The following is a 23,811-nucleotide window of genomic DNA, read 5'->3' as shown; positions in this document are numbered from 1 at the left end:
ACGCTTATGACCAGCCTCACTTTGTATGAACACCCACTCAATGAACAGGTGCGAATTTACTTGCGCCTGGAGTACCTGCTCTCTCAACTGGACGAAGTGAGCGGGCTTTCCGCACCCTGTCATCATATTCAATTTTTCCGCAGCCTGTTTGATCTGCTGGAGATTTTAGATCAAGTGCAAGTAAAAGCGGATCTCGCCAAGGATTTGGACAAACTCAAGAAAAAACTCAAAGCCTGGACTGACGTACCCCAGGTTGATCAGGGTCAGCTCAACCAGTTGCTCAATCAACTCGCCGCGCACCAGCGCGCGGTATTACAGGCCAAACGCTTCGGCCAAGCGTTAAAAGAAGACCGTTTTTTAACCAGTATTAAGCAGCGCTTTTCGATTCCAGGGGGGAGCTGTAGCTTTGATCTCCCCAATTTCCACTACTGGCTCCATCAACCACTGGCCGCACGGCAAAGTGCGATTCAGACCTGGATGGAAACCCTGGCACCATTACGTCACGCTTTGGCGTTCTGGCTGCAACTCACACGTGAAAGCGCACATGGCGGTACCGCGACGATTCAACAAGGTTTCTACCAACAAGAAGCGGATGGCGCCTGCTTAATTCGGCTTAAGATATCCCCTGATCTCGGGGTTTATCCGTTAGTATCTGGGCACAAAAACCGCTTCGCGATCCGCTTTATGCCATTTGACGACGATCACGAGGTCGCCGACAATATGTCTGTTCATATCAGTGTTTGTTAAGGAGATCCACGTGAGTGATGCCCCTACCGTTGTCAAATGTCCAACATGCCAACAGCCTGTGGTTTGGGGAGAAGTTAGCCCGCATCGTCCATTTTGCAGCAAACGCTGTCAGTTGATTGATTTGGGCGAATGGGCCAGTGAAGAAAAAGCCATCCCCGGGGCCCCTGACCTTTCGGATGATGACCTCTGGTCAGAAGGGCAGCACGAGTAAACGTCCTGCCCTATTCCCTGTTCTACGATACTTTTCTCGCGCTCAGAATCGAGCGCGAATTTTTTCTAATACCGCATCGTTGGCGTCGGGAAACGGATAATGATCCAATTCGGCAATCGGTGCCCAAACGCCCTCTTGTCCTTCACAGCCTTGCGGCTCGCCCTCAAAGTCAGAGACCAAGAAAAAATCTAAACTTAATGCTTTGTCGGGAAAGTCAAAGTCTAACGATATAAAGGGGCTGACCGCTTTTGCCGTAATCCCAACTTCTTCGTTTAATTCACGCAGCAATGCGCGTTGCGGGGTTTCACTCCCTTCAATTTTTCCGCCAGGGAACTCCCACTTTCCCCCTTGATGGGCGTGAGCATGACGGCGAGTGATAAAGACTTTGTCTTGTGTCGGATTAACAATAATGCCAGCGGCAATACTTACCCGTTTCATAGTCTCTCCTGATAATAAAAAAAGGCCGATAAACGGCCTTTTTGATAACGCATAGTCAGGGCTTAGATTCTACCGTGACATTGCTTAAATTTCTTCCCTGATCCACAAGGACAAGGCTCATTACGGCCGACTTTACGTCCATCGCGCACCACGGTCTCGTTGCCGCTACCACTCTGTTCGGCGCTGTCGCTATCGTCAAACTGATTATCAGCTTGCGCATGGTTAACTTGCTGCTTTTGCGCGGCCTGCTCAGCACGGGCTTTGCGCTCAGCTTCCATACGCTCAACGTCATCCGGCTGTTGCACGCGGACACGGCTGAGTGTTGTCACCACATCGGTTTTCAGCGCTTCTAGCATGCCCTCAAACAGCTCAAACGATTCGCGCTTGTACTCTTGTTTTGGGTTCTTTTGTGCGTAGCCACGTAAGTGAATACCTTGACGGAGATGATCCATCGCCGCGAGGTGCTCTTTCCAAAGCGTATCCAAGGTTTGCAGCATCACCGCTTTTTCAAAGTTACGCAGGGTTTCTGCCCCTACCGCCTCTTCTTTGCCTTTATAAACCTCGATCAAGGCCGTCAGAATGCGCTCGCGCAGTAACTCTTCATACAGCTTGTCGTCCTCATCCAGCCATTGCTGAATCGGTAATTCGAGATCAAAGTCCGCTTTAAGCCGTTTTTCCAGACCTGGCACATCCCACATTTCTTCCAGCGACTGAGGCGGAATGTATTGGTTAACAATGTTATTAACCACATCCTCGCGGTTGTGCTCGATCATTTCGCTGATATCTTCAGAAACTAGGAGCGCATCACGTAGCTCGTACACCACTTTACGCTGATCGTTGGCAACATCATCAAATTCAAGCAGTTGCTTACGAATGTCAAAGTTACGCCCTTCCACTTTGCGCTGCGCGTTTTCAATGGCTTTGTTGACCCAAGGGTGCTCAATGGCTTCGCCTTCCGCCATCCCTAATCGTTTCATCATGTTAGAGACTTTTTCTGAGGCGAAGATCCGCATCAAAGAATCTTCCATCGACAAATAGAAGCGGGTTGAACCTGGATCACCTTGACGACCAGCACGACCCCGTAGCTGGTTATCAATACGACGGGATTCATGACGCTCAGTACCAATGATATGCAGACCACCCGCTTCAACGACCTGGTCATGAAGCTGCTGCCATTTTTCTTTTGCCGCTTCTACTTGCGCTTCCGTCGGGTCTTCGACATCACCCAGCACTTGTTTCCAGCTGCCACCCAGCACAATGTCAGTACCGCGACCGGCCATATTGGTGGCGATTGTCACCGTGCCTGGGTAACCGGCTTGCTCAACAATATCCGCTTCATGGGCGTGGAATTTAGCGTTAAGCACCTGGTGCTTGATGCCGTCTTTTTGCAGTGCATTGGACAGTAATTCAGATTTTTCAATCGATACCGTTCCGACCAATACCGGTTGGCCGGCTTCGGCGCGCGTTTTGATGTCTTCAGCAATCGCGGCAAACTTTTCTTTTTCGGTCATATAGACCTGATCGGCGTGATCTTTACGCACCATTGGCCGGTTAGTCGGGATAACCACGGTGTCTAGGCCATAGATAGACTGAAACTCAAACGCCTCGGTGTCCGCGGTCCCGGTCATGCCTGAGAGCTTGTCATACAAACGGAAGAAGTTTTGGAAGGTGATCGAGGCCAGCGTTTGGTTCTCGTTTTGAATTTTCACCCCTTCTTTGGCTTCCACCGCCTGGTGTAAACCTTCCGACCAACGACGTCCCGGCATGGTGCGTCCGGTGTGCTCGTCCACGATGATCACTTCATCGTCTTTGACAATGTAGTCAACGTCGCGCTCAAACAAGACGTGGGCGCGTAATGCGGCATTAATATGATGGATCAGGCTGATATTCGCCGGTGAGTACAAGGTATCGCCGTCTTCCATCAAGCCGTTTTTCTTGAGCAAGTCTTCAACGAATTCTTGACCATTTTCGGTCATGTACACTTGCTTGGCTTTTTCATCAACCGTGAAGTGGCCATCACCTTGATAGTCTTCGGTATCTTCTTGCTCTTGCTGTTTCAAGCTTGGGATCAAGGCATTGATACGCTGATACATCTCAGAGCTGTCTTCCGCTGGCCCAGAAATAATCAGTGGCGTACGTGCCTCATCAATGAGGATCGAGTCAACCTCATCGACAATCGAAAAATAGCGATCGCGTTGCACACGATCTTCTGCGCGAAACGCCATGTTGTCACGCAAATAGTCAAAGCCGAACTCATTGTTGGTACCGTAAAGTACATCACACGCGTAAGCGGCTTTTTTCGCCTCCGGCGGCATGTTGGGGACATTGACGCCCACCGTCATTCCTAAAAACTCAAACAACGGACGGTTGGTTTCGGCATCACGTTCCGCCAAATAATCATTCACCGTCACGATGTGAACCGCCTTTCCAGTCAAGGCGTTCAAATAAGAAGGTAGCGTCGCGGTCAGGGTTTTACCTTCACCGGTGCGCATTTCCGCAATCTGACCGTTGTGGAGCACGATACCACCGACCATTTGCACGTCAAAGTGGCGTAGGCCAAATACACGCTTAGAGGCTTCTCGTACAGTGGCAAAGGCTTCAGGAAGGAGATCATCAAGCTCGGCACCTTGATCAAGGCGCTCGCGGAATTCAACGGTTTTCGCTTTCAGCGCATCATCATTCAATGCTTCAAATTGGGGTTCGAGTTTGTTGATTTCATCAACAACTTTTCTCAGCCGACGCAAGGTGCGGTCATTACGGCTTCCGATAACTTTAGTCAGGACTTTCGATAACATGGCGTTGCCGGTACTCTTTTTAATGGTTTTCCCACATGGGCGGCCGCTACACTGCCTCTATGCTGGCGTGTTTCAGTTCAAACGCGGGTTGGCTTAAGCTCATCGATTCAACACAAGATGCCAAAACGCATCTACCTTAAGTGGAGCCAAATCGGACAGAATTCAAGGGCGATGACGCCACTTCACAACGATTTCCACGTGACTGAATGTAAATGTGGTAGATGGCACGGAAAAAATACGCCACCATTGCCTTACCCATGCGACACTTACCTGTGAATGGTTTTTTCACTCTCTGGTGATCACCTCAGGACATACCGGTATATCAACGCGGTAGGCTACATGCCGAGGTGGAGCATCTATGATAAGGTAAATTACTTTCACATCCTATGACAAATCCAATACTCAAGGGATCAATTAGCGAAAATTAGACGCTGTGCGCCCGTTCAGGCGCCGAATTGATGACAAAAAAGGCAGTTATTGCGCGATGAGAGACCACCGTCCCCGCTCTACCCTCCATCTGTTGGAGAGCGACCCCAATAATATTGCTCAGCGAGCAGTTGAGCTCGCCAAGCTAAACAAGCTGATCTTAGCCTTGTTACCCGGTGAGACATCAAAAGCTTGCCGCGTCGCCAATTATCGTGATGGCGTATTGGTGGTAGAAGCAGGCAGCGCCGCCTGGGCGATGCGACTGAACTACGAGCGACAGCATTTATTGTCGGTATTGCGTAACAAAGGCTTGGCCAGCCTTACCACCATTGAAGTGAAGATTAACCCGGCACTCGCCGCTGCCGACCGAGAAGACAAAGAGGCAGCGCCGCCCCGCCACCTTAGCCAAGCCTCGGGTGAGTTACTGCGTGCGCTGGGTGAAGGCGCTTCGCCTAAGCTAAAAGCACGGTTCGAGGCGTTGGCTAAACTCGCCGAGGATCAAAAAAAGCCAGAGTGAGCTCTGGCTTTCTATCTATCAATCTCTGGGTATTAGCGGTTTATTCTGCCTTAGTGTGGTGCATTGCGCTGTTACCGTGCAACCGCCTACCGTATCAGACAGGGCTTAGGCCAAGACCATCCCCGGTTCGGCAAATGCCACTGGAGAAGTCTCTGTTTCTTCAAACGTCACCCACTCCCACGCTTCTTGATCGGCCAAGACCGCGCGCAACAGTTTGTTGTTCAGTGCATGGCCCGATTTGTACGCGCGCATCTCACCGAGGATACTGTGGCCACACATGTAAAGGTCACCGATAGCGTCCAACACCTTATGCTTGACCAGTTCGTTGTCAAAGCGCAGGCCTTCTTCATTCAAGATACGATAATCGTCCAGCACGATGGCACAGTCAAAGCTACCGCCCAGACACAAATTTTGTGACTGCAGGTACTCGATGTCACGCATAAAACCGAAAGTACGAGCACGGCTCAAGTCTTTAATAAAAGACTGGCTTGAAAAATCTAGCACCAGGTTTTGTTGCTCAGATTCAATCGCAGGGTGGTCGAATTCGATAGCAAAATCAAGGCGGAAGCCGTTGTATGGCAGCAACTCCGCCCATTTGTCATCGTCTTCAATGCGAACAGGCTTTTTAATGCGAATGAACCGTTTTGGCGTGTTTTGGACGTCGATACCCGCAGACTGCAGCAAAAAGATGAACGGGCTTGAACTGCCATCCATAATTGGAATTTCTGGCGCGTCCACTTCGATAATAATGTTATCGATCCCCATGCCTGCAATCGCTGCACTGAGATGCTCAACGGTTGAGATGCGAACACCCGCGTCATTGACTAAGGCGGTGCACAACATGGTGTCGCGCACATCCTCAGGGTTAGCCGGAAAATCTACCGGTGGCTCCATGTCTGTGCGACGGTAAATCACACCGGTATTGGCAGGAGCCGGACGCAGAGTAAGCGTAACCTTACGCCCGGAGTGGAGACCCACACCAGTCGTTTGGACCATACTTTTCAATGTTCGCTGTCTAATCATCGGCTTATCTCAACTTTTTCTCAAAAAAGTGTGCTCTGCGTCACTCATTACCCTGTCACCTTAGACAAGGGGAGCGTGATGGTAGCACATCACTGGCTACAAACCAAGCAATTGCGATTAGTCAGCTTGTTTACGCAAAAACGCAGGAATATCGAGATAATCATGCTCGGTCTGCGATTTTGGTGCTGCATTCGAAGACGATGCAGCAGGCTGCTCTTTCGCCGCAGGGTTTGCACTTGCCGCCTGAGGTTTCTCTTGCAAAGGCTGTGCCTTTTTCGGCTCTGCCTGTGCTTGCCCAGACTGTGAGTTGGTCACCAAGGTGATATCTGGCTTACGCTCATTACCAATTCCGGTGGCCACCACAGTCACACGCAGCTCGTCGCTCATTTCTGGGTCCATCGATGTCCCGATCACCACAGTCGCATTGTCTGATGCAAACGCTTTGACGGTGTTACCCACGGTCTCAAACTCATCAAGACGCATATCAAAGCCTGCGGTAATATTCACCAACACACCACGCGCACCAGCTAAGTCGATGTCCTCAAGAAGCGGGCTAGAAATGGCCATTTCTGCTGCCTCTTCCGCGCGATCTTCGCCGGTTGCCACGCCGCTGCCCATCATCGCGTGTCCCATCTCTGACATCACAGTGCGGACATCCGCAAAGTCGACGTTGATGTGACCTGGGCGCGTGATTAACTCGGCGATCCCTTGCACGGCGTTGCGTAGCACGTCGTTTGCTTTGGCAAAGGCATCGAGCAATGTAATCCCACGACCTAGCACTTTAAGCAGTTTTTCGTTCGGGATCGTAATCAGCGAGTCAACATGTTTTGACAGCTCTTCGATACCTTGCTCTGCAAACGCGAGTCGCTTTTTACCCTCAAAGCTGAATGGTTTAGTGACCACAGCAACGGTCAGGATTCCCATTTCTTTCGCGATTTCCGCGATAATGGGGGCTCCGCCGGTTCCTGTACCACCGCCCATTCCGGCTGCGATAAATACCATATCGGCACCTTCGAGCTCAGCTTTAATCGCATCGCGATCTTCAAGGGCAGAATCTCGACCTACTTGTGGGTTTGCCCCCGCGCCTAGGCCTTTAGTGATATCACCACCAATTTGAATAACCGTGCCTACGCTGCTTTTACGCAGTGCTTGGGCATCCGTGTTAATGCTAATGAAGTCAACCCCTTCGATTGACTCACGCACCATATGTTCAACGGCGTTACCACCGCCACCGCCAATGCCGACGACCTTAATCACCGCATCGTCAGACATTTCCATCATCGGTTCAAACATGAGTTCTCTCCGTCCTTCCTGTTCGCATCAGGGTTAAAATTCTTTCTTAAACCAGCTACTCAGCTTGTTTATCCAGCTAGCCACAGCCCGCTTTTGTTCTGGTTCACTCGTTTCTGTCAGCAAGCTTTCTTTACCGTAGTGTAAAAGCCCAACCGCGGTTGCATAACAAGGTGCTTGCACATAGTCGGTCAATCCGGTGACATTCACCGGTTGTCCCACTCTCACTTGGTTTTGGAAGACGCGTTCTGCGCATTCTACCAAGCCGTGCATTTGTGATGCGCCCCCGGTGAGCACAATTCCCGCTGCCATTTGATGTTTAACACCATCGCTACGCAGCTTTTCTTGGATAGCGACCAGTTTTTGGTTCACCAGTCCTAAAAGCTCTGAGCAACGCGGCTCAATCACCTCTGACAAGGTTTGTCGCTGCAATGTCCTTGATGGGCGTCCTCCCACACTTGGGACATTCACTTTGGCGTCCTTGTTCACCAGCTCACTCAATGCACAGCCATATTTCACTTTAATGTCTTCTGCATCAGCCAGTGGTGTGCCAAAGGCATAGGCAATATCACTGGTAATCACATTGCCCGCATACGGGATCACCTCGGCATGGCGGAGGGCACCGCCTGTCCACACAGCCAGATCCATAGTGCCGCCGCCGATATCGACGACACAGACACCCAATTCTCGCTCATCCGGTGTGATCACGGCATGGCTTGCTGAAAGCCCGGAGAAAATCAGTTGATCAACGCTAAGACCACAACGTTCGACTGCTTTCTCAATATTTTTTGCGGTGTCATTGTGACATGTGATGAGGTGCACACTTGCTTCCATCCTCACCCCGGATAAACCGAGCGGGTTTTTGATCCCTTCTTGATAATCAATTTTGTATTCTTGTGGGATCACATGCAGCACGCGCTGCTCATCACTGATTTTGACCGACTTCGCAGTGTGAATCACATTGTCTATGTCGTCTTGGGTAACATCTTCATCCGATATTGTCCCCATCCCTCTCTCAGTTTGGCAGTGAATATGCTTCCCTGACAAAGAAAGATAGACAGAGCTGATTTGGCAATCTGCCATCATCTCGGCTTCATTCACCGCACGCTGAACAGATTTAACCACAGACTCTAAGTCGTTAACGCCACCTTTATCCATTCCGCGAGAGGGACTACTGCCCACCCCCAGCACATTGATGGTGCCATCTGGCAGCACTTCACTGACCAAGGTAGACACTTTGGACGTCCCTATATCGAGCCCAACTATCAGTGACTTGTCTGTCGTTTTATTCATTCAACCATCTCTTAATTTTGGCGATTCGCGTCGTCTGCCTCTGTTTTCCAGCCTACCGCTGCCCCGGTGTCATAACGTAAATCGACATACGCAATGGCTTTATTTTGTGCCTTTATCCGCGGATATAAATGGACCAGTCGCGCTAGCCTTTCTTGTCGCGCCTTTCGCCCTAACTCAATCCGTACGCCATCTCGTGTCACAATACGCCATGAGCGCCGCATGTTGAGTGATAACGCCTGAATCGATAAGCCAATTCGCTGTAATTGACGTTCGAGCTCTCGACTCGTGTGCAATACTTCTGCCGACGTGCCGGTATTACCGTGTAGCGACACCAGCTTTTTATCAGCGACATCTTGCGGGGCACCATTGAACACCGCCCCGTCTGGCGTTAGCAATTTTTGCCCATTCCAAATCGCGCTCGCCCGGTATTCGGTGATATGTACCTTTAAGGTATCGGGCCACTGCTTTCTTACCGCGACCTGTTTCACCCACGGGAGCGCCTCAATGTTCGCTTGGATGCGATTCACATCCTGCAGCATAAAGCTTTTTAGCTCGCCGCCTGATAACACCGCTTTGCGCACTTGTGCCGCGGTCACATGTGTCTGGTCACCTTCCATCACCAGCTGCGATAAGGGGAGCTGCTGCTCATCACTCATCCAATCAATCACACGTATCGCCCCCAGCAACATCAGAGTGATCACCCCAACCAGGAATGCGAGTGATGCGCCTGTTTGCCGATCCAGTTTTATCACTGTTTGTACGCGTGTCAGGGCATTGACCATGCTCATACCTATCTTATCGCCTTGTGTCGATATGACTTGACACTCACTGCGAAAAAACCGACTGATTATAGCGATCCCGCGTGACGCTCTCCAACCTAGACGTGCACTTTCATCACTAAGTTGAGATCGATTGCGCGCCATTTTCCCACAAAGACGATAAAAACCGATGTTTATTCTGGTAACCACCGATATTGACCGCTCTTTTTATCTCGTCAGCGACGTTTTATTGCGCCATTTTAGCCTTGTCTAGCTGCTTTGCCGCTAAATTTTTTGCTATTTTACCAATATCACCCGCGCCTTGTGTTAAAACCAAGTCATTAGGTTGCAGCACGTTAGCCAATGCCGAAGGTAAGGCCTCTGCATTAGGCACAAAAATAGGATCTAGCTTACCGCGCGCGCGAATGCTCCGACACAAACTTCTACCATCAGCCCCTGCAATCGGCGTTTCCCCCGCTGAATACACATCCAACATCAGCAACACATCCACTTTTTCCAACACATTGGCAAAGTCATCATAAAGATCGCGCGTGCGGCTGTAACGGTGTGGCTGAAAAATCATCACTAAACGGTGATCTTGCCAGCCTGCGCGTGCCGCTTTAATGGTGACGTCCACTTCACTGGGGTGATGTCCATAATCGTCCACCAGCAGGGCGGTCCCCTCATCCACGGCAAACTCACCGAGTTGATCAAAACGCCGCCCTGTGCCAGCAAAATTGGCCAAGGCACGTAAGATTGCGTCATCATCGACACCATCTTCCGTGGCAACCGCAATCGCCGCTGCCGCGTTGAGCGCATTATGTTGGCCGGGTGTATTCAAACGTATGGTTAGCGTTTCCCGATGAGGGCGTGTCACTTTAAATACACCACACTGCCCATGCTGTTGGTAATCATGTAAACATATATCGGCATCGTGCGAGAACCCGTAGGTGATCACTTGGCGTCCAATCGACGGGATCAGCTCACGAACGATCGGGTCATCGATACACACCACCGCCACCCCGTAGAACGGCAGATTATGGAGAAAGTCGATAAACGTCTGTTGCAACTTTGCGAAGCTACCACCATAGGTATCCATATGGTCTGCTTCTATGTTGGTGACAATCGCCACCATTGGCTGCAGGTGTAAAAAAGAGGCATCACTTTCATCCGCTTCGGCAATCAAATAACGACTGCTGCCTAACCGCGCATTGGTGCCTGCACTTTTTACCAATCCCCCATTGACGAAGGTGGGATCTAACCCTGCCTCAGAGAAAATTTGTGTGACCATCGCGGTCGTCGTGGTTTTGCCGTGGGTACCGGCAACGGCAATGCCGTGCCGATAGCGCATTAATTCGGCAAGCATTTCTGCCCGACGCACCACAGGAATGCGCGCCGCCTTTGCCGCTTCCACTTCCGGGTTATCCTGTTTAATGGCTGTCGACACCACCACAACACTGGCTTGTTCGACATGGCTCGCTTGATGCCCGATAAAAATCTGCGCCCCCATGGATGCCAATCGCTCTGTGACGATATTCTGTGCAAGATCCGAGCCGGTTATTTGGTAACCTTCATTAATCAGCACTTCAGCAATACCACACATGCCTGCACCGCCGATCCCCACAAAGTGGATCCGCTTAACCCGGCGCATTTCCGGGATCATGGTGCGAATTTTTTCCAGCTGCTGATTATCCAATTTACCCATTCTCTATTCTCTATTTGTTGGCGTGCGTGACGATAACGTCCGCGACACGGGCATCTGCATCAATGATGGCCGCCTCTCTAGCCGCCCTTGCCATCGCTAACAAGCGTGGGCGGTCAAGCTGGTTGATTGTCTCAGCCAATGTGCTCGCTGTCAGTGATGGCTGTTCAATCATTAAAGCCGCACCGCGGGCGACTAAGTAATCACCGTTGAGTGCTTGTTGCCTATCGGCATGCATAAAGGGGACGAAAATCGCCCCAACGCCAGCCGCCGCCAGCTCAGACACCGTCAATGCTCCGCTGCGGCAAATCACCACATCCGCCCAAGCATAAGCCTCGGCGACATCATCAATAAACTCACTGACTTCGACGTCACTGACACCGGCTTGTTGGTACGCATCGCGTGTCGGCTCAGCGTTGTGCTTGCCTGCTTGGTGGCGAATCGTGACCGCTTGCTCGGTGAGCGCAATCGCCTCTGGAACCGTTTGATTAAGGATCCGCGCGCCCTGACTGCCTCCCATGACTAAAACGCGCAAGGCGCCTTCTCGCTCACTAAACCGTTGCTCGGGGGCAGCGATATCACACACATCTCGACGTACAGGGTTACCGACCACTGTCTTGCCATCGAATGCGCCTGGAAACGCTTGTAACACTTGTTTGGCGACTTTCGCCAGCCAGCGATTGGTTAGGCCTGCCACCGCATTTTGTTCATGCAAGATCACGGGCACGCCACTTAACCACGCGGCAATACCACCTGGGCCACTGACATAGCCCCCCATGCCTAATACAGCGTCGGGTTTAAAGCGCTTGATCACTTGCCGCGCTTGCCAAATCGCACTGACAATCATCCAAGGGGCTCGTAGCTTGCGCATCAGCCCCGATCCAATCAAGCCTTTAACGCGAATAAATGCGATCTCGATACCATATTTAGGCACCAAATCGGCCTCCATGCGATCCGCCGTCCCTAACCAGCAGATCTCCCAGCCTTGATTTTCTAAATACTTAGCGACCGCGAGCCCTGGAAAAACATGGCCACCAGTTCCCCCTGCCATCACTAATAATCGTTTTTTACTCATTATTCTGTTCTTTACCTTGATAAGGGTTTCTTTGGTGCGCTTGCGACGTGGCTAAGCGGTACTCGTGATCAATGCGCAATAGCAGTGCCACTGCCACCGCCATGATGACCAGACTGGAGCCCCCATAACTGATCAATGGCAAAGTCAAGCCTTTGGTCGGGAGCATGCCAGCGGCAGCGCCTACGTTGACCATGGTTTGGAACGCAAACCAGATCCCAATCCCGAAGGCAAGAAAGCCGCCAAAGAGTTGGTTTTGCTCAAGGCAACGCTTACCAATAAATAAGGCTTTAAACACCAAGTAGAAAATCAAACACAAAATGACGCTGACGCCCACCAAGCCAAGCTCTTCAGCAATCACCGCAAACACGAAATCGGTATGCGCTTCTGGCAAATATTCCAGTTTTTGAATGGAATTACCGAGCCCTTGTCCAAACCAATCCCCGCGACCAAATGCCATCAAAGACTGGGTTAGCTGATAGCCACTGCCAAACGGATCTTGCCAGGGGTCTAAAAAGGCAGTGACACGGCGAACTCGGTAAGGCTCAGCGACAATCAAGCCCCCGACCAAGGTCAACCCGGTGATCAGCAGTGCAATAAACTGCCACAGCTTGGCCCCTGCGATAAATAACATCCCCACGGTGGTGACAAACATCACCACCACCGAGCCTAAATCAGGTTGCGCCAACAATAAGCTTGCGAAGAACAACAGCACCGCCAAGGGCTTCGCAAAGCCACGAAAATGTTCACGCACCTCACCATGGCGGCGCACCAGATACCCGGCTAAAAAGACAAATAGGGATAACTTGGCGATCTCTGCTGGCTGAATATTGATCCCAGCCACAGAGATCCAGCGCGCGGCACCATTGACAGACCGACCCACGGCAAGCACCGCCAGTAACAATAGCGACGAGAGCAATAACATATAGCCGCTATAGCGCTGCCACCAATGCACGGGGATGTACATCACTACCACGGAGGCGGCGATGGCGACCGCCAGATAAAAGGCATGACGTTTGGCAAACAAAAAAGGCGCATCCGCCAGCCTAAGCCCCACTGGCAAGGAGGCCGAGGTCACCATGACTAACCCAATAACCATTAACAGCAGCGACGTCCAGACCAATTGGCGGTCATACAACACGCCCGGAGACGGCGTCCGAAGCCACTGCCAGCAGAATTGAGGAAGTCGGCTTACAGTCATGTCTGCCTCGCGATCATCGATTCTACCTCGGCGATAAAAGCATCCCCACGGGCAGCAAAATGAGTGAACTGATCCAAGCTTGAACAAGCGGGTGATAACAGCACCATGTCGCCGGCACAGGCTTGGTAAGCCGCTGCATCGACCGCTTGGTGCAGCGTTTCCACACACTGCGCCGTGTTATCGAGCGCCGCCAGCTGCGTTTTATCTTTGCCAAAGCAGTAAAGCGACACGTCCAGCGTCGCCAACCCAGGTTGCAACAGACTAAAGTCGGCGCCTTTACCATCGCCCCCGAGCAACAGGTGTAACCGCCCTTCAATATCTAGGCCATCGAGTGCGGCCAAAGTGCTAGCCACATTGGTAGCCTTTGAATCATTAACCCACAGCACGCCCTGATGCTTGGCGACTTTTTGACAACGATGCGGAAGGCCAGCGTACGTACTGAGTGCTGCTTTTTGCCCTTGCTGACTAATGCCGACACTGTCAGCCAGCGCCATGGCCGCCAGCCCATTCGCCACGTTGTGACGGCCCACCAGTCCCAGTGAAGAGACGGGAAGCAGTGGCTGGCCGTGTGCCGCTAACCATGCCTCACCTTGGTCGGTGATAAGGCAATAGTCACCTTGATGAAAACCAAATAGACGCATGGAGGAGGCGGTGTTCGTTTGCAGATCATCGTGCGTTTGCGGATCATCGGCATTGGCGATCAGGGTAGTCGCATGGGTGAAAATACGGCACTTGGCGGCACGATAATCGGCCAAGCTGTCGTATCTATCCATATGATCTTCAGAGAAGTTCAAAAAGGCCGCGCCATCTAGAACCAGCGAGTCGGTAGTTTCGAGTTGAAAGCTAGACAGCTCTAACACATACAGCTCGTGACCGCGGTCGAGCAAATCCAACGCCGCGACACCGATATTGCCACCCACTCCGACGTCAATCCCGCTCGCTTTCGCCATTTCGCCCACCAGCGCTGTGACGGTGCTTTTGCCGTTGGAGCCAGTGATCGCCACGACCGGCTTATCGCAGTACCAGGCAAATAGCTCAATGTCTCCCACAATAGGCGTTCCTGCTGCATGGACTGGCGCCAACGCTGGCGTCTGCAGCGATATCCCTGGGTTAGTAACGACCAAGTCGGCATCGGCTAACCACTGCGCCTGCCAACTGCCAGTGTGCAACTCGACGTTATCTGGCAGTTGGTCTTGCCCCGGCGGCTGCATGCGCGAGTCCATCACGCGGATACATGCCTTAGCGTGATGGCGCGCAATAAAACGCACCACCGACAGGCCGGTCACGCCCAAGCCCATCACAACAATATGGCGAAATTCGGTTAATGAATGCTGGCTCGCGGCTGGCATGATTAGCGTACCTTGAGTGTGGCCAGCGCAATCAGCACCAGCATCAACGAAATGATCCAAAAGCGCACGATCACTCGCGGCTCCGGCCAGCCTTTTAGCTCATAGTGGTGATGAATCGGTGCCATGCGAAAAATGCGCTGACCACGCAATTTATAAGAACCGACCTGTAAGATCACCGATACAGTTTCCATCACGAACACCCCGCCCATGATGATCAGTAGCAGCTCTTGACGCACCAATACCGCGATGGTGCCGAGCGCGCCGCCTAATGCCAGCGAGCCCACATCCCCCATAAATACTTGCGCCGGGTAGGTGTTAAACCACAAAAAGCCCAGCCCCGCCCCGACAATCGCAGCACATACCACTACCAGCTCACTGCTGTATTGGATATACGGAATATGCAGGTAGCTGGCAAAGTTGACGTTCCCGGTTGCCCACGCAATAAAGGCAAACCCACCGGCGACCATCACGGTGGGCAAAATCGCCAACCCATCGAGGCCATCCGTCAGGTTCACCGCATTGCTGGTGCCGACAATCACAAAGTAGGTAAAGACCACATAAAACAGGCCAAGCTGCGGCATCACGTCTTTGAAAAACGGCACCACCAACTGAGTGGCTGCGGTGTCCTTGCCGTGCGCATACAGGGCAAACGCCACCCCTAACGCAATGGCAGATTGCCAGAAATACTTCCAGCGCGCGACCAAGCCATCGGTATTTTTGCGCACCACTTTGCGATAATCATCGACAAAGCCCACCGCGCCATAGCCGAGCAGGACAACCATCACCGCCCACACATAAGGGTTAGCCAAGTCCGCCCATAAAAAGACGGTTAAACTGATGGCAGCAACAATCAGCACCCCGCCCATGGTCGGCGTACCACGCTTGCTAAAGTGAGATTCAGGGCCTTCTTCGCGCACCACTTGGCCAATTTGCATCGATTGTAGGCGTTTAATCAAACGCGGCCCGGCCCATAGCGAGAACAATAGTGCGGTTAAGGCACTCACAATCGCTCGGAACGTCAGGTATTCAAACAACCGCATCGAGGGTAAAAGGTTTTGTAGCGCCTCCGCTAACCATAAAAGCATTAGCAAGCCTCCTTGATGGCGGCAACAACGGCTTCCATCGCCATCCCGCGAGCGCCTTTAATTAAAATTGTGTCAGGTGTCTGTGTGTTTATCATGGCTACTACGTGCGCAATGAGCGCCTCTTTACTATCAAAATGGTCACCGCCACAGCATTCGCTGATCACACGGCTATCGTTTCCGGTCGTGAACACGCGGTCTAACTCTGCCTTTTCAGCATGCTCTCCCACTTCACGGTGCATTTGTTCACTGTATTGCCCCAGCTCAGCCATATCGCCCACAATGAGCCAACGCTCCCCTGGGTAGCTGGCCAGCACATCAATCGCGGATTTCATTGCCGGCACACTGGCGTTATAGGTGTCATCAATCAACCTCAAGCCTGGTCGAGGCTCAGTGACCTGGGTGCGCCCCGCGGCATTTTCCATCGCTGCTAAGCCGCTCACCACATCGTCTAACCCCACGCCCGGCAGCTGCATCGCCGCGCAGGCGGCCATCAGTGCATTAGTGATATTGTGCACCCCGGGTAATGGCAAGGTGACCGTTTTTTGCATCTGGCCATCATTTAAGGTGATTTGATAACAGCCGGCATCGGTGAGCGTGCTATCTATCAACTTCAGTGGCGCCGCTTCGGTGTCAGTGACGGGGATCACCTGCTTGTCGGCCAGCACCGCTTGCCACTTTTCGTCGCCGTGGCTATGTTGATTCACCAGTGCAATGCCACCTTCTGGCAAACCTTGGTAGATCTCACCTTTGGCAATCGCCACCCCTTCCATTGAGCCAAACCCCTCAAGATGCGCGGCGGCAAGGTTGGTTACCATAGCAATATCCGGTTTCACCAACGACGTGGTGTAGGCGATTTCGCCAATATGGTTCGCCCCCAGCTCAATCACTGCATATTGGTGCTCAGGGGTCAGTCGAAACAGGGTCAATGGCACCCCAATATCATTATTAAAATTGCCCGCAGTAGCTAGGGTCGGGCCTTTTTGTGCCAGAATAGCCGCCAGCATTTGCTTTACCGTGGTTTTGCCACAGCTGCCGGTGATGGCAATGGTGGGTACCTGACACTGGCTTTTTACCCACGCCCCGAGTTGGCCAAGGGCAATACGCGTGTCATCCACCCGCAATTGGGGTATCGCGACATCCAGCGGACGATCGACCACTATCGCCGCTGCACCAGCCGCTTTTGCTTGCTCTGCAAAGTCATGGCCATCAAAGCGCTCCCCTTTTAAGGCAACAAACATCGCCCCTTCGCCAAGCTCGCGGGTATCTGTGGTGATCGCCCCAATCTGGTCATCTTCAGGCACAAGCTCTCGATGCAATATCGTCGCGTTCACCGCATGCGCAAGCGTATCGAGTGAGGTCCGAATCATGATAACTCCTTGAGTTGTGCCGCCACCGTCTCTCGGTCGGAATAATGCACCTTGCCGTGCGCCAAAATTTGGTAATCTTCATGACCCTTGCCTGCAATCAGGACAATGTCATCAGTGTTCGCTTGTTGAATGACCTGAGTCACCGCGTCGGCACGATCATGCTTCACCCACACGTGCTCTGGCGCCAGCATCCCCGTAAGCATGTCTTGAGTAATAGTCTCAGGATCTTCGCTACGTGGATTATCGTTGGTCAATACCACATGATCGGCGTGCTGCTCAGCCAAACGGGCCATTAGCGGCCGCTTGCGTGTATCCCGGTCGCCGCCGCAGCCAAAGATGCACCACAGCGCGCCTTTACAATGACGTCGCAACGCAAGCAGCGCTTTCTCCAGCGCATCGGGCGTGTGAGCATAATCAACCACGACGGTCGGTTTGTCAGCAGCGAGAAAAACCTCCATCCGCCCTGTGACAGCTTGCAACTGCGGGGCCACCGCCAATAACGGTGCTAATGGGTAGCCCAGCCCCAATAAGGTCGCCAAGCTCACTAGCAAATTGCTGACATTAAAATCTCCCACTAATGCGGCATGGATCTCGCCTTGTCCCCAGGATGAGTCGATCTGCACCCGCACACCGTCGCTGGCATAGGCGACCGAGGTCGCGCGCACAAATCGGCCTTTGTGGGCTTCCAGTGAAGCTGCGTCCATGGCGACCGCGATAGCCTCTGGCCATTGCTGTAGCCAGGAGCGACCAACACTATCATCCGCATTGATGACTTTAAGTGGCGAGCCTAACGCAAACAGTTGCTTTTTCGCCTCGGCGTAGGCGTCGAGGGTGCCGTGGTAGTCAAGGTGATCATGACTTAAATTGGTAAATACCGCGGCATCAAAGGCAAGGCTGGCCACGCGCCCTTGCACCAAACCGTGCGATGACACTTCCATCGCGACATGGCTGGCCCCTTGCTGAACAAAATCGGCTAATTGCGCTTGAATACTAATCGCGTCCCCAGTGGTGTTGTCAGCGGCTTTCAGCGCACCAATAAAGCCGTTGCCCGTGGTACCCATCACGGCTGTGCGTTGATCGAGCGCGTCAAGCCACTGAGCAATCAGTTGCGACACCGTGGTTTTGCCATTGGTTCCGGTGACACCAATCAACCCGAGGTGTTGCTGAGGATCCTGATAAAAGCGCGCCGCCATCGCAGAGAGCGCATGAGGTAACGCGCGCAGGCTGATCACTGGCACTTGATCGCGCCAGGCTATCTGGTCGTTTTCACCTTGTTGCACCACGGCCACCGCGCTTGCATCAATCGCAGCCTGAATAAACTGGCGACCATCGACCTGATGGCCTTGCACCGCCACAAACACATCTCCATCACCGACGCAGCGACTGTCGAGTGTCATCTGCTTGACTGGGACGCTCGGCGCATCGGCCAGCCACGGACTCAGCCATTGGTTTAAATCATTCATTCTGGTTCACTTCACTTGCATACTTAGCCACTTGTAACTCAGGGCCTGTGCCCGCATCCGGTGCAATGTTTAAGATCTGGAGCGCGCTTTTCATCACATCAGAAAACACCGGCGCCGCCACCTGGCCACCATAATACTTGTCGCCTTGTGGCTCGTTGATCACCACCACCATCGCCAGTCTGGGATCACTAATCGGTGCCAGGCCCGCGGTATAACCGATATACTCATCGCCATAACCGCCCGCTACTGCCACTTTCGCGGTACCAGTTTTCGCCCCGACTCGGTAACCGTCCACCGCAGCACGGCGTGCACTCCCGCCTTCTTGGGTCACGCCCTCTAGCATTTGCAGCACTTTATACACATTTGCACGCGAGGCGACTTGTTTCCCTTCAGTCACTCCCTCGCGCTTTAAAATACTCAGCGGTCGATTGATGCCCAACGAGCCGAGCGTGGCATAGGCACGCGCCAGTTGCGCCGGCGTCACTGACAATCCATATCCAAAGGCCAGCGTCGCCCGTTCAAAGTCTGACCAGCGGCGGCGTGAGGGGAAGTGCCCTACCGATTCACCTACCAACTCGACGCCAGTACTTGCCCCGAGGCCAAAGCTACCGTATTCGCCCAACAGGGTTTCCACGGGCATCGCCAACGACAGCTTACTGACACCGATGTTGCTCGACTTTTTGAGGATCCGTGCGAGATTGGCTTTACCCACTTTGGAGACATCCCGCACGCGACTGCCCCCGATTTGCATGATGCCATTACCGGTATCTATTACGGTGTCCATATCCGCGACCCCGTTTTCCAACGCAGTGAGCACCACAAAGGGTTTCATGGTTGAGCCCGGTTCAAACACGTCAGTGATCGCGCGGTTACGCATATTAAAGCTTTTCAGCGAGCTGCGGTTGTTAGGGTTATAAGAGGGAGCGTTAACCATGGCCATCACTTCGCCGGTTTTGACATCCACCATCACCAACGAACCGGACGTGGCGCGATAATCAGCCACCGCTTGCTTAATTGCACGGTAAGCGATGGCTTGCAAACGCTGGTCGATGCTGAGCGTGAGCGATTGGCCTTCTTTTTTGTCTTCGGTGGCAATGTGCTCGACCACACGGCCAAATCTGTCTTTGCGCACAGTGCGCTTGCCATGCTCTCCAGCAAGCCAGTCATCAAACCGCCGTTCAATCCCTTCCAAGCCATGGCCGTCAATGCCTGTCATCCCCACTAAGTGGGCACTTACCTCAGCACTAGGATAAAAACGGCGGGACTCGGCTTTAAGACCGACACCGGGCAAGTCGAGCTTGTTTACATACGCAGCCATTGCGGGGCGTACTTGGCGCTGCAGATAAACAAAACGCCGCTTGCGATTCGCTTGAATTTTGTCAATCAGCGCCTGGCGGTCTAGGCCCAGTACATCAGCCAGCGCGTACCAGCGTTCAACGTTGTTGAGCCCCTGGTGTTTAAATACGGTCACCGGATCGGCCCACACCGCTTGCACGGGGACACTGACCGCCAACGGCTCACCTTGGCGGTCTTCAATCATCCCACGCGCGGAATGCACTTGTTCAACCCGTACTGAGCGCAAGTCCCCCTCATGACGCAGCCTATCGGGCTCAATCACTTGGATATACGCCGCACGTGCCACCAGTGCGACCAAGGCCAAGGCGATAAACGCGCAAATAAGGCCAAAGCGCCACTGGATCAGCACAGGTGGCGCTTTCGGTGTACGGCGATTGGCAGGCTTGCTAGAACGTTTTTTCACCGGCTATTACTCAAAGATCGTTTGACGATCACTTCGTTATCACTGGTTGGTCGAATCATGCCAAAATCCTCACGCGCGACGGCCTCCACATGGCTGTGTTCTGATAACGCGTTTTCTTCCAGCAATTGATTTCGCCACTCCACTTCAAGCGTTTCGCGCTGCTCAAGCAGCGCATCTTGTTTGGCAATCAAACTGCGCGTCGATTGCGTCATTGACACCACAGCGATCGCTGATAGCAACACCGCCACCAACAACCCCAACGGCAACTTACCGATGGCCAGCACGTCCTGACGAATCTGTTTGGCAAGGCTGGGGCGCGGCTCCATGATTTACCCTAGTTTCTCCGCGATGCGTAATACCGAACTACGCGCACGTGCGTTTTGCGCCACCTCATCAGCTGACGGTTTAATTGCCTTACCAATGGGCTTCATCGCCGCCGAGCCAAGCTCCGCGATCTGCGCTTCAGTCAAAGGCACGCCTTTGGGCACGTCTGGGCCTTTACTTTGTTTGCGAATAAAGCGCTTCACCATGCGATCTTCTAACGAGTGAAAGCTGATCACAGACAAACGGCCACCGGGGGCGAGGCTTGCCAGCGCCCCTTGCAGTGCTTGCTCAATCTCATCCAATTCACTGTTGATATAAATGCGGATCGCTTGAAAACTGCGCGTTGCCGGGTGCTTTTTCTTTTCTCTAAACGGCACCGCATGATCAATCAGCTTCGCCAGCTGGTTAGTGGTAGTAAGCGGTGTCGCTTCTTCGTCCTCACGATGACGCACAATCGCGTTGGCAATCCGGCGAGCAAAACGCTCTTCACCAAACACTTTTAACACCCACGCAATGTCGTCTGGGCTAGCGGTTGCTAACCACTGCGCTGCTGACTGGCCGCTACTGGGATCCATGCGCATATCTAAAGGGCCGTCATGCATAAAGCTGAATCCACGGCTAGGATCGTCCAGCTGCGGAGACGACACGCCCAGATCGAGCAAGATGCCATCGACTTTTTCACTCAAGCCCCGGTCACGCAGATAGGCCTCGATGGCAGAAAAAGGACCATGAATAATTTGAAAGCGAGGATCGTCAATGGTGCTGGCTTCTTCAATCGCGCGAGGGTCGCGATCAATGGCGTACAAACGCCCGTTTTCACCCAGCTGCGATAAGATATGGCGAGAGTGACCGCCGCGACCAAAGGTACCATCGACATAAATGCCGTCTGGCTTTATCGCGAGGCCGTCTACCGATTCGTTCAATAGGACGGAAACATGGGTATACTGTTCTGACATAAGTTCACTTCATTATTTACAGAGAGAGGTCAGCTAACCGCTCACTGATCATCGGGGTTGATTCCGCCTGTGTGTCCATATCCTGGCGAATTTGTGCCTGCCATGTTTGCTCATCCCAAATCTCAAACTTGTTGAGTTGGCCCACCAGCATCGCTTTGCCCTCAAGCCCGGCATACTGGCGCAGCGCCGCGGACAACAATAGCCGGCCTTGGCCATCCATCTCACAATCAAATGCATGACCGAGTAACAAGCGCTGTAAACGCCGCTCTGCCGGCTGAAAGCTCGATAGCTGTGCAAGCTTGTCTTCAATCACTTCCCACTCAGGCACAGGATACAAGGCCAAACAAGGGAGCTGGTGATCGATCGTGCACACAAATTGGCCGTCACAATGGGTAATTAAGCCATCGCGATAGCGAGTGGGTAGGGCGAGTCGCCCTTTCTTGTCGACCGATATGGCACTGACGCCGCGTAGCATGGCGCTATTTTCCCTTTTTCACCAAGATTATCCACTTTACACCACATTTTCCCACCCAGAAGTGTACGTAGCAGGTAAAAAGAAAGTCAAGCAAGCCATGACAGTGACAAAGATCACACTTAGGGAGATTAAACAAGATATTTCAGCGGGTTAATCAGTCGCTAAGCCAACCGATCACATCAGGTTATAACCAAATCGTCTGATTCAAACGCTGAAAAAGAGAGGGCGAGCCCAAAAGGCTCGCCCGATAATGAGGTGAGTTGGCCTGTAAGCCGGGTTCTGTACCGTAAAAACGGCGGTAACCATTCGTCTAGGCCTGCAATCGCTCACAGGCTCCAGCAACCTACCCGTCCCCAAACGCGGGCCGCGCCAATAGGGACCTATTTGGTCTTGCTCCGGGTGGAGTTTACCGTGCCACGCACTGTTGCCAGCCGCGCGGTGCGCTCTTACCGCACCCTTTCACCCTTACCTGTGCTCCGAAGAGCCATCGGCGGTCTACTCTCTGCTGCACTGGTCGTAGGCTCGCGCCTCCCAGGCGTTACCTGGCACCCTGCCCTGAGGAGCCCGGACTTTCCTCCCCTTCATCAGTCTCCCGTGGGACATCAATAAAGCAGCGGTTACCCGGCCAACTCGAGCGGGGGAGTATATAGAAGAATCACCACGCAAGCCAGTGTAAATCACGCTTAGCTACAGATTCTCCAAGCCCCACTTATAGAGTGCGTTCTTTTTAACCGAATACAATTCCGCGACTAATGCCGCTGCCTTTTTCAGGGGTAGCTCAGCGGCCAATAAACCGAGGGCATGACACGCCGCCGACGGCAACGCGCTTTTATCGGCACGATAACCCGCTACCAATAGCACCATTTCACCGCGTAGCCGGTTGGCATCTTCATTTAACCACGCAATCAGTTCGCCTAACGGTGCCCCATGAATGGTTTCAAAGGTTTTGGTCAGCTCACGCGCCAATACCACGCGCCGATCCTCACCCAACACTTCACGCATATCCGCTAAACTGTCGCGAATCCGGTGCGGCGATTCATAGAAAATCAAGGTGCGAGGATCATCAGCCAAGGTGCGGAACGTATCCTGACGTGCTTTTGTCTTAGGCGGTAGGAACCCTTCAAAACTAAAGCGGTCTGAAGGCAAACCAGAAGCACTTAATGCGGTCACCACCGCGCAAGCGCCTGGCAGAGGCACCACGCGCACACCCGCTTCACGGCATTGCGTGACCAGATGGTAGCCAGGGTCGCTAATCAACGGCGTTCCCGCGTCCGAGACTAATGCAACTGACTGGCCTTGTTGCAAGCGCGCTAATAATGCCGCCGCTTTTTGCTGCTCGTTATGCTCATGTAAGGCAAAGGTCTTCGCATTGATAGAAAAATGCGAGAGCAATCGTGCGGTGTGACGCGTGTCTTCGGCAGCAACCAGATCCACGCTGGCTAACACATCGAGTGCACGCTGGGTAATATCCGCCAAGTTGCCTATCGGTGTTGGCACAATATACAGCGTGGGATGAGCATGGTCGGATAGATTTGCATCAGTCATTTGTTTAACAACCCT

21 protein-coding genes and 1 other RNA gene are annotated in these 23,811 nt (G+C 52.8%); 3 read left to right on the top strand and 19 right to left on the bottom strand.

The genetic code is table 11. The annotated features are described in order from the left end of the window. The first annotated feature begins 6 nt into the window (after window positions 1-6). Together zapD and yacG are read left to right on the top strand one after the other, a co-directional pair. Window positions 7-747, top strand: a complete 741-nt coding sequence (gene zapD, locus FCN78_RS02170; RefSeq protein WP_077659059.1) for a cell division protein ZapD — start codon at window positions 7-9, stop codon at window positions 745-747. Between the two features lie 10 nt (window positions 748-757). Next, window positions 758-958, top strand: a complete 201-nt coding sequence (gene yacG, locus FCN78_RS02165; protein ID WP_069363361.1) for a DNA gyrase inhibitor YacG — start codon at window positions 758-760, stop codon at window positions 956-958. Window positions 959-1,000: 42 nt separating this feature from the next. On the opposite strand, the gene mutT is transcribed toward yacG, so the two are convergent. Beyond that, window positions 1,001-1,396 (bottom strand): 8-oxo-dGTP diphosphatase MutT, encoded by a 396-nt coding sequence (gene mutT / locus FCN78_RS02160; protein WP_069363360.1) that lies wholly within the window; start codon window positions 1,394-1,396, stop codon window positions 1,001-1,003. A 62-nt stretch (window positions 1,397-1,458) separates the two neighbouring features. Beyond that, window positions 1,459-4,191: a preprotein translocase subunit SecA gene (gene secA / locus FCN78_RS02155; RefSeq protein WP_077456477.1), complete on the bottom strand. Its 2,733-nt coding sequence runs from the start codon at window positions 4,189-4,191 to the stop codon at window positions 1,459-1,461. A 484-nt stretch (window positions 4,192-4,675) separates the two neighbouring features. Here secA and FCN78_RS02150 point away from each other — a divergent pair, with 484 nt between their 5' ends. Beyond that, complete coding sequence (locus FCN78_RS02150) at window positions 4,676-5,134, top strand: DUF721 domain-containing protein (RefSeq protein WP_069363358.1); 459 nt, start codon at window positions 4,676-4,678, stop codon at window positions 5,132-5,134. A gap of 105 nt (window positions 5,135-5,239) precedes the next feature. Here the strand turns inward: FCN78_RS02150 and lpxC are convergent, their stop codons facing one another. The 17 genes from lpxC to rsmI form a co-directional block, all read right to left on the bottom strand. Next, on the bottom strand, window positions 5,240-6,157 hold the full coding sequence (gene lpxC / locus FCN78_RS02145; protein WP_069363357.1) for a UDP-3-O-acyl-N-acetylglucosamine deacetylase: 918 nt from the start codon (window positions 6,155-6,157) through the stop codon (window positions 5,240-5,242). Between the two features lie 117 nt (window positions 6,158-6,274). Beyond that, complete coding sequence (gene ftsZ, locus FCN78_RS02140; protein ID WP_046073972.1) at window positions 6,275-7,450, bottom strand: cell division protein FtsZ; 1,176 nt, start codon at window positions 7,448-7,450, stop codon at window positions 6,275-6,277. Window positions 7,451-7,483: 33 nt separating this feature from the next. Further along, on the bottom strand, window positions 7,484-8,740 hold the full coding sequence (ftsA, locus tag FCN78_RS02135) for a cell division protein FtsA (RefSeq protein WP_046073971.1): 1,257 nt from the start codon (window positions 8,738-8,740) through the stop codon (window positions 7,484-7,486). Between the two features lie 11 nt (window positions 8,741-8,751). Further along, window positions 8,752-9,528 carry a cell division protein FtsQ/DivIB gene (locus FCN78_RS02130; protein WP_069363356.1) on the bottom strand — a complete coding sequence of 259 codons (777 nt, stop codon included), beginning with the start codon at window positions 9,526-9,528 and terminating at the stop codon, window positions 8,752-8,754. Window positions 9,529-9,745: 217 nt separating this feature from the next. Next, entirely contained in the window at window positions 9,746-11,203 is a 1,458-nt protein-coding gene (gene murC, locus FCN78_RS02125; RefSeq protein ID WP_069363355.1) for a UDP-N-acetylmuramate--L-alanine ligase, read from the bottom strand. 10 nt (window positions 11,204-11,213) lie between these two features. Then, the gene (murG, locus tag FCN78_RS02120) at window positions 11,214-12,278 is read right to left on the bottom strand and encodes an undecaprenyldiphospho-muramoylpentapeptide beta-N-acetylglucosaminyltransferase (protein WP_369801986.1); all 1,065 of its coding nucleotides are present in this window, start codon (window positions 12,276-12,278) and stop codon (window positions 11,214-11,216) included. After that, window positions 12,268-13,473 (bottom strand): cell division protein FtsW, encoded by a 1,206-nt coding sequence (gene ftsW, locus FCN78_RS02115; RefSeq protein ID WP_077659058.1) that lies wholly within the window; start codon window positions 13,471-13,473, stop codon window positions 12,268-12,270. The genes murG and ftsW overlap by 11 nt, the downstream gene beginning before the upstream one ends. Beyond that, entirely contained in the window at window positions 13,470-14,822 is a 1,353-nt protein-coding gene (murD, locus tag FCN78_RS02110) for a UDP-N-acetylmuramoyl-L-alanine--D-glutamate ligase (RefSeq protein ID WP_077659057.1), read from the bottom strand. The genes ftsW and murD overlap by 4 nt, the downstream gene beginning before the upstream one ends. Before the next feature lie 2 nt (window positions 14,823-14,824). Then, on the bottom strand, window positions 14,825-15,907 hold the full coding sequence (gene mraY / locus FCN78_RS02105) for a phospho-N-acetylmuramoyl-pentapeptide-transferase (protein WP_046073965.1): 1,083 nt from the start codon (window positions 15,905-15,907) through the stop codon (window positions 14,825-14,827). Continuing rightward, window positions 15,907-17,274, bottom strand: a complete 1,368-nt coding sequence (locus FCN78_RS02100) for a UDP-N-acetylmuramoyl-tripeptide--D-alanyl-D-alanine ligase (RefSeq protein WP_077659056.1) — start codon at window positions 17,272-17,274, stop codon at window positions 15,907-15,909. Before FCN78_RS02100 ends, mraY begins: the two co-directional genes overlap by 1 nt. Continuing rightward, window positions 17,271-18,737, bottom strand: coding sequence for a UDP-N-acetylmuramoyl-L-alanyl-D-glutamate--2,6-diaminopimelate ligase (gene murE / locus FCN78_RS02095; protein WP_077659055.1), 1,467 nt, complete (start codon window positions 18,735-18,737; stop codon window positions 17,271-17,273). The genes FCN78_RS02100 and murE overlap by 4 nt, the downstream gene beginning before the upstream one ends. Next, window positions 18,730-20,496: a penicillin-binding transpeptidase domain-containing protein gene (locus FCN78_RS02090; RefSeq protein WP_069363349.1), complete on the bottom strand. Its 1,767-nt coding sequence runs from the start codon at window positions 20,494-20,496 to the stop codon at window positions 18,730-18,732. The genes murE and FCN78_RS02090 overlap by 8 nt, the downstream gene beginning before the upstream one ends. Next, window positions 20,493-20,822: a cell division protein FtsL gene (ftsL, locus tag FCN78_RS02085; RefSeq protein WP_069363348.1), complete on the bottom strand. Its 330-nt coding sequence runs from the start codon at window positions 20,820-20,822 to the stop codon at window positions 20,493-20,495. Before ftsL ends, FCN78_RS02090 begins: the two co-directional genes overlap by 4 nt. A 3-nt stretch (window positions 20,823-20,825) precedes the next feature. Beyond that, complete coding sequence (rsmH, locus tag FCN78_RS02080) at window positions 20,826-21,776, bottom strand: 16S rRNA (cytosine(1402)-N(4))-methyltransferase RsmH (RefSeq protein WP_077659054.1); 951 nt, start codon at window positions 21,774-21,776, stop codon at window positions 20,826-20,828. A 16-nt stretch (window positions 21,777-21,792) separates the two neighbouring features. Beyond that, on the bottom strand, window positions 21,793-22,251 hold the full coding sequence (mraZ, locus tag FCN78_RS02075; RefSeq protein ID WP_069363346.1) for a division/cell wall cluster transcriptional repressor MraZ: 459 nt from the start codon (window positions 22,249-22,251) through the stop codon (window positions 21,793-21,795). 252 nt (window positions 22,252-22,503) lie between these two features. Continuing rightward, window positions 22,504-22,884, bottom strand: an RNA gene (gene rnpB / locus FCN78_RS02070) — RNase P RNA component class A. A gap of 54 nt (window positions 22,885-22,938) precedes the next feature. Then, a complete protein-coding gene (rsmI, locus tag FCN78_RS02065) occupies window positions 22,939-23,796 on the bottom strand; it encodes a 16S rRNA (cytidine(1402)-2'-O)-methyltransferase (RefSeq protein ID WP_077484222.1) in 858 nt (285 codons plus the stop codon). Between the last annotated feature and the right edge of the window lie 15 nt (window positions 23,797-23,811).

Source organism: Salinivibrio kushneri (assembly GCF_005280275.1).
GTDB classification, from domain to species: domain Bacteria; phylum Pseudomonadota; class Gammaproteobacteria; order Enterobacterales; family Vibrionaceae; genus Salinivibrio; species Salinivibrio kushneri.
The sequence above is the reverse complement of the archived record's forward strand: the minus strand, read 5'-3'. Positions and strand labels throughout refer to the sequence as shown.

Bases quoted from the DNA above. Each gene is read 5' to 3' on its own strand.
- ftsL (WP_069363348.1), bottom strand. From the start codon at position 20,822: ATGGAGCCGCGCCCCAGCCTTGCCAAACAGATTCGTCAGGACGTGCTG.
- ftsZ (WP_046073972.1), bottom strand. From the start codon at position 7,450: ATGTTTGAACCGATGATGGAAATGTCTGACGATGCGGTGATTAAGGTC.
- murE (WP_077659055.1), bottom strand. From the start codon at position 18,737: ATGAATGATTTAAACCAATGGCTGAGTCCGTGGCTGGCCGATGCGCCG.
- murC (WP_069363355.1), bottom strand. From the start codon at position 11,203: ATGGGTAAATTGGATAATCAGCAGCTGGAAAAAATTCGCACCATGATC.
- lpxC (WP_069363357.1), bottom strand. From the start codon at position 6,157: ATGATTAGACAGCGAACATTGAAAAGTATGGTCCAAACGACTGGTGTG.
- FCN78_RS02100 (WP_077659056.1), bottom strand. From the start codon at position 17,274: ATGATTCGGACCTCACTCGATACGCTTGCGCATGCGGTGAACGCGACG.
- zapD (WP_077659059.1), top strand. From the start codon at position 7: ATGACCAGCCTCACTTTGTATGAACACCCACTCAATGAACAGGTGCGA.
- FCN78_RS02130 (WP_069363356.1), bottom strand. From the start codon at position 9,528: ATGAGCATGGTCAATGCCCTGACACGCGTACAAACAGTGATAAAACTG.
- ftsA (WP_046073971.1), bottom strand. From the start codon at position 8,740: ATGAATAAAACGACAGACAAGTCACTGATAGTTGGGCTCGATATAGGG.
- rsmH (WP_077659054.1), bottom strand. From the start codon at position 21,776: ATGTCAGAACAGTATACCCATGTTTCCGTCCTATTGAACGAATCGGTA.
- rsmI (WP_077484222.1), bottom strand. From the start codon at position 23,796: ATGACTGATGCAAATCTATCCGACCATGCTCATCCCACGCTGTATATT.
- mraZ (WP_069363346.1), bottom strand. From the start codon at position 22,251: ATGCTACGCGGCGTCAGTGCCATATCGGTCGACAAGAAAGGGCGACTC.
- murD (WP_077659057.1), bottom strand. From the start codon at position 14,822: ATGCCAGCCGCGAGCCAGCATTCATTAACCGAATTTCGCCATATTGTT.
- mutT (WP_069363360.1), bottom strand. From the start codon at position 1,396: ATGAAACGGGTAAGTATTGCCGCTGGCATTATTGTTAATCCGACACAA.
- FCN78_RS02150 (WP_069363358.1), top strand. From the start codon at position 4,676: ATGAGAGACCACCGTCCCCGCTCTACCCTCCATCTGTTGGAGAGCGAC.
- ftsW (WP_077659058.1), bottom strand. From the start codon at position 13,473: ATGACTGTAAGCCGACTTCCTCAATTCTGCTGGCAGTGGCTTCGGACG.
- mraY (WP_046073965.1), bottom strand. From the start codon at position 15,907: ATGCTTTTATGGTTAGCGGAGGCGCTACAAAACCTTTTACCCTCGATG.
- secA (WP_077456477.1), bottom strand. From the start codon at position 4,191: ATGTTATCGAAAGTCCTGACTAAAGTTATCGGAAGCCGTAATGACCGC.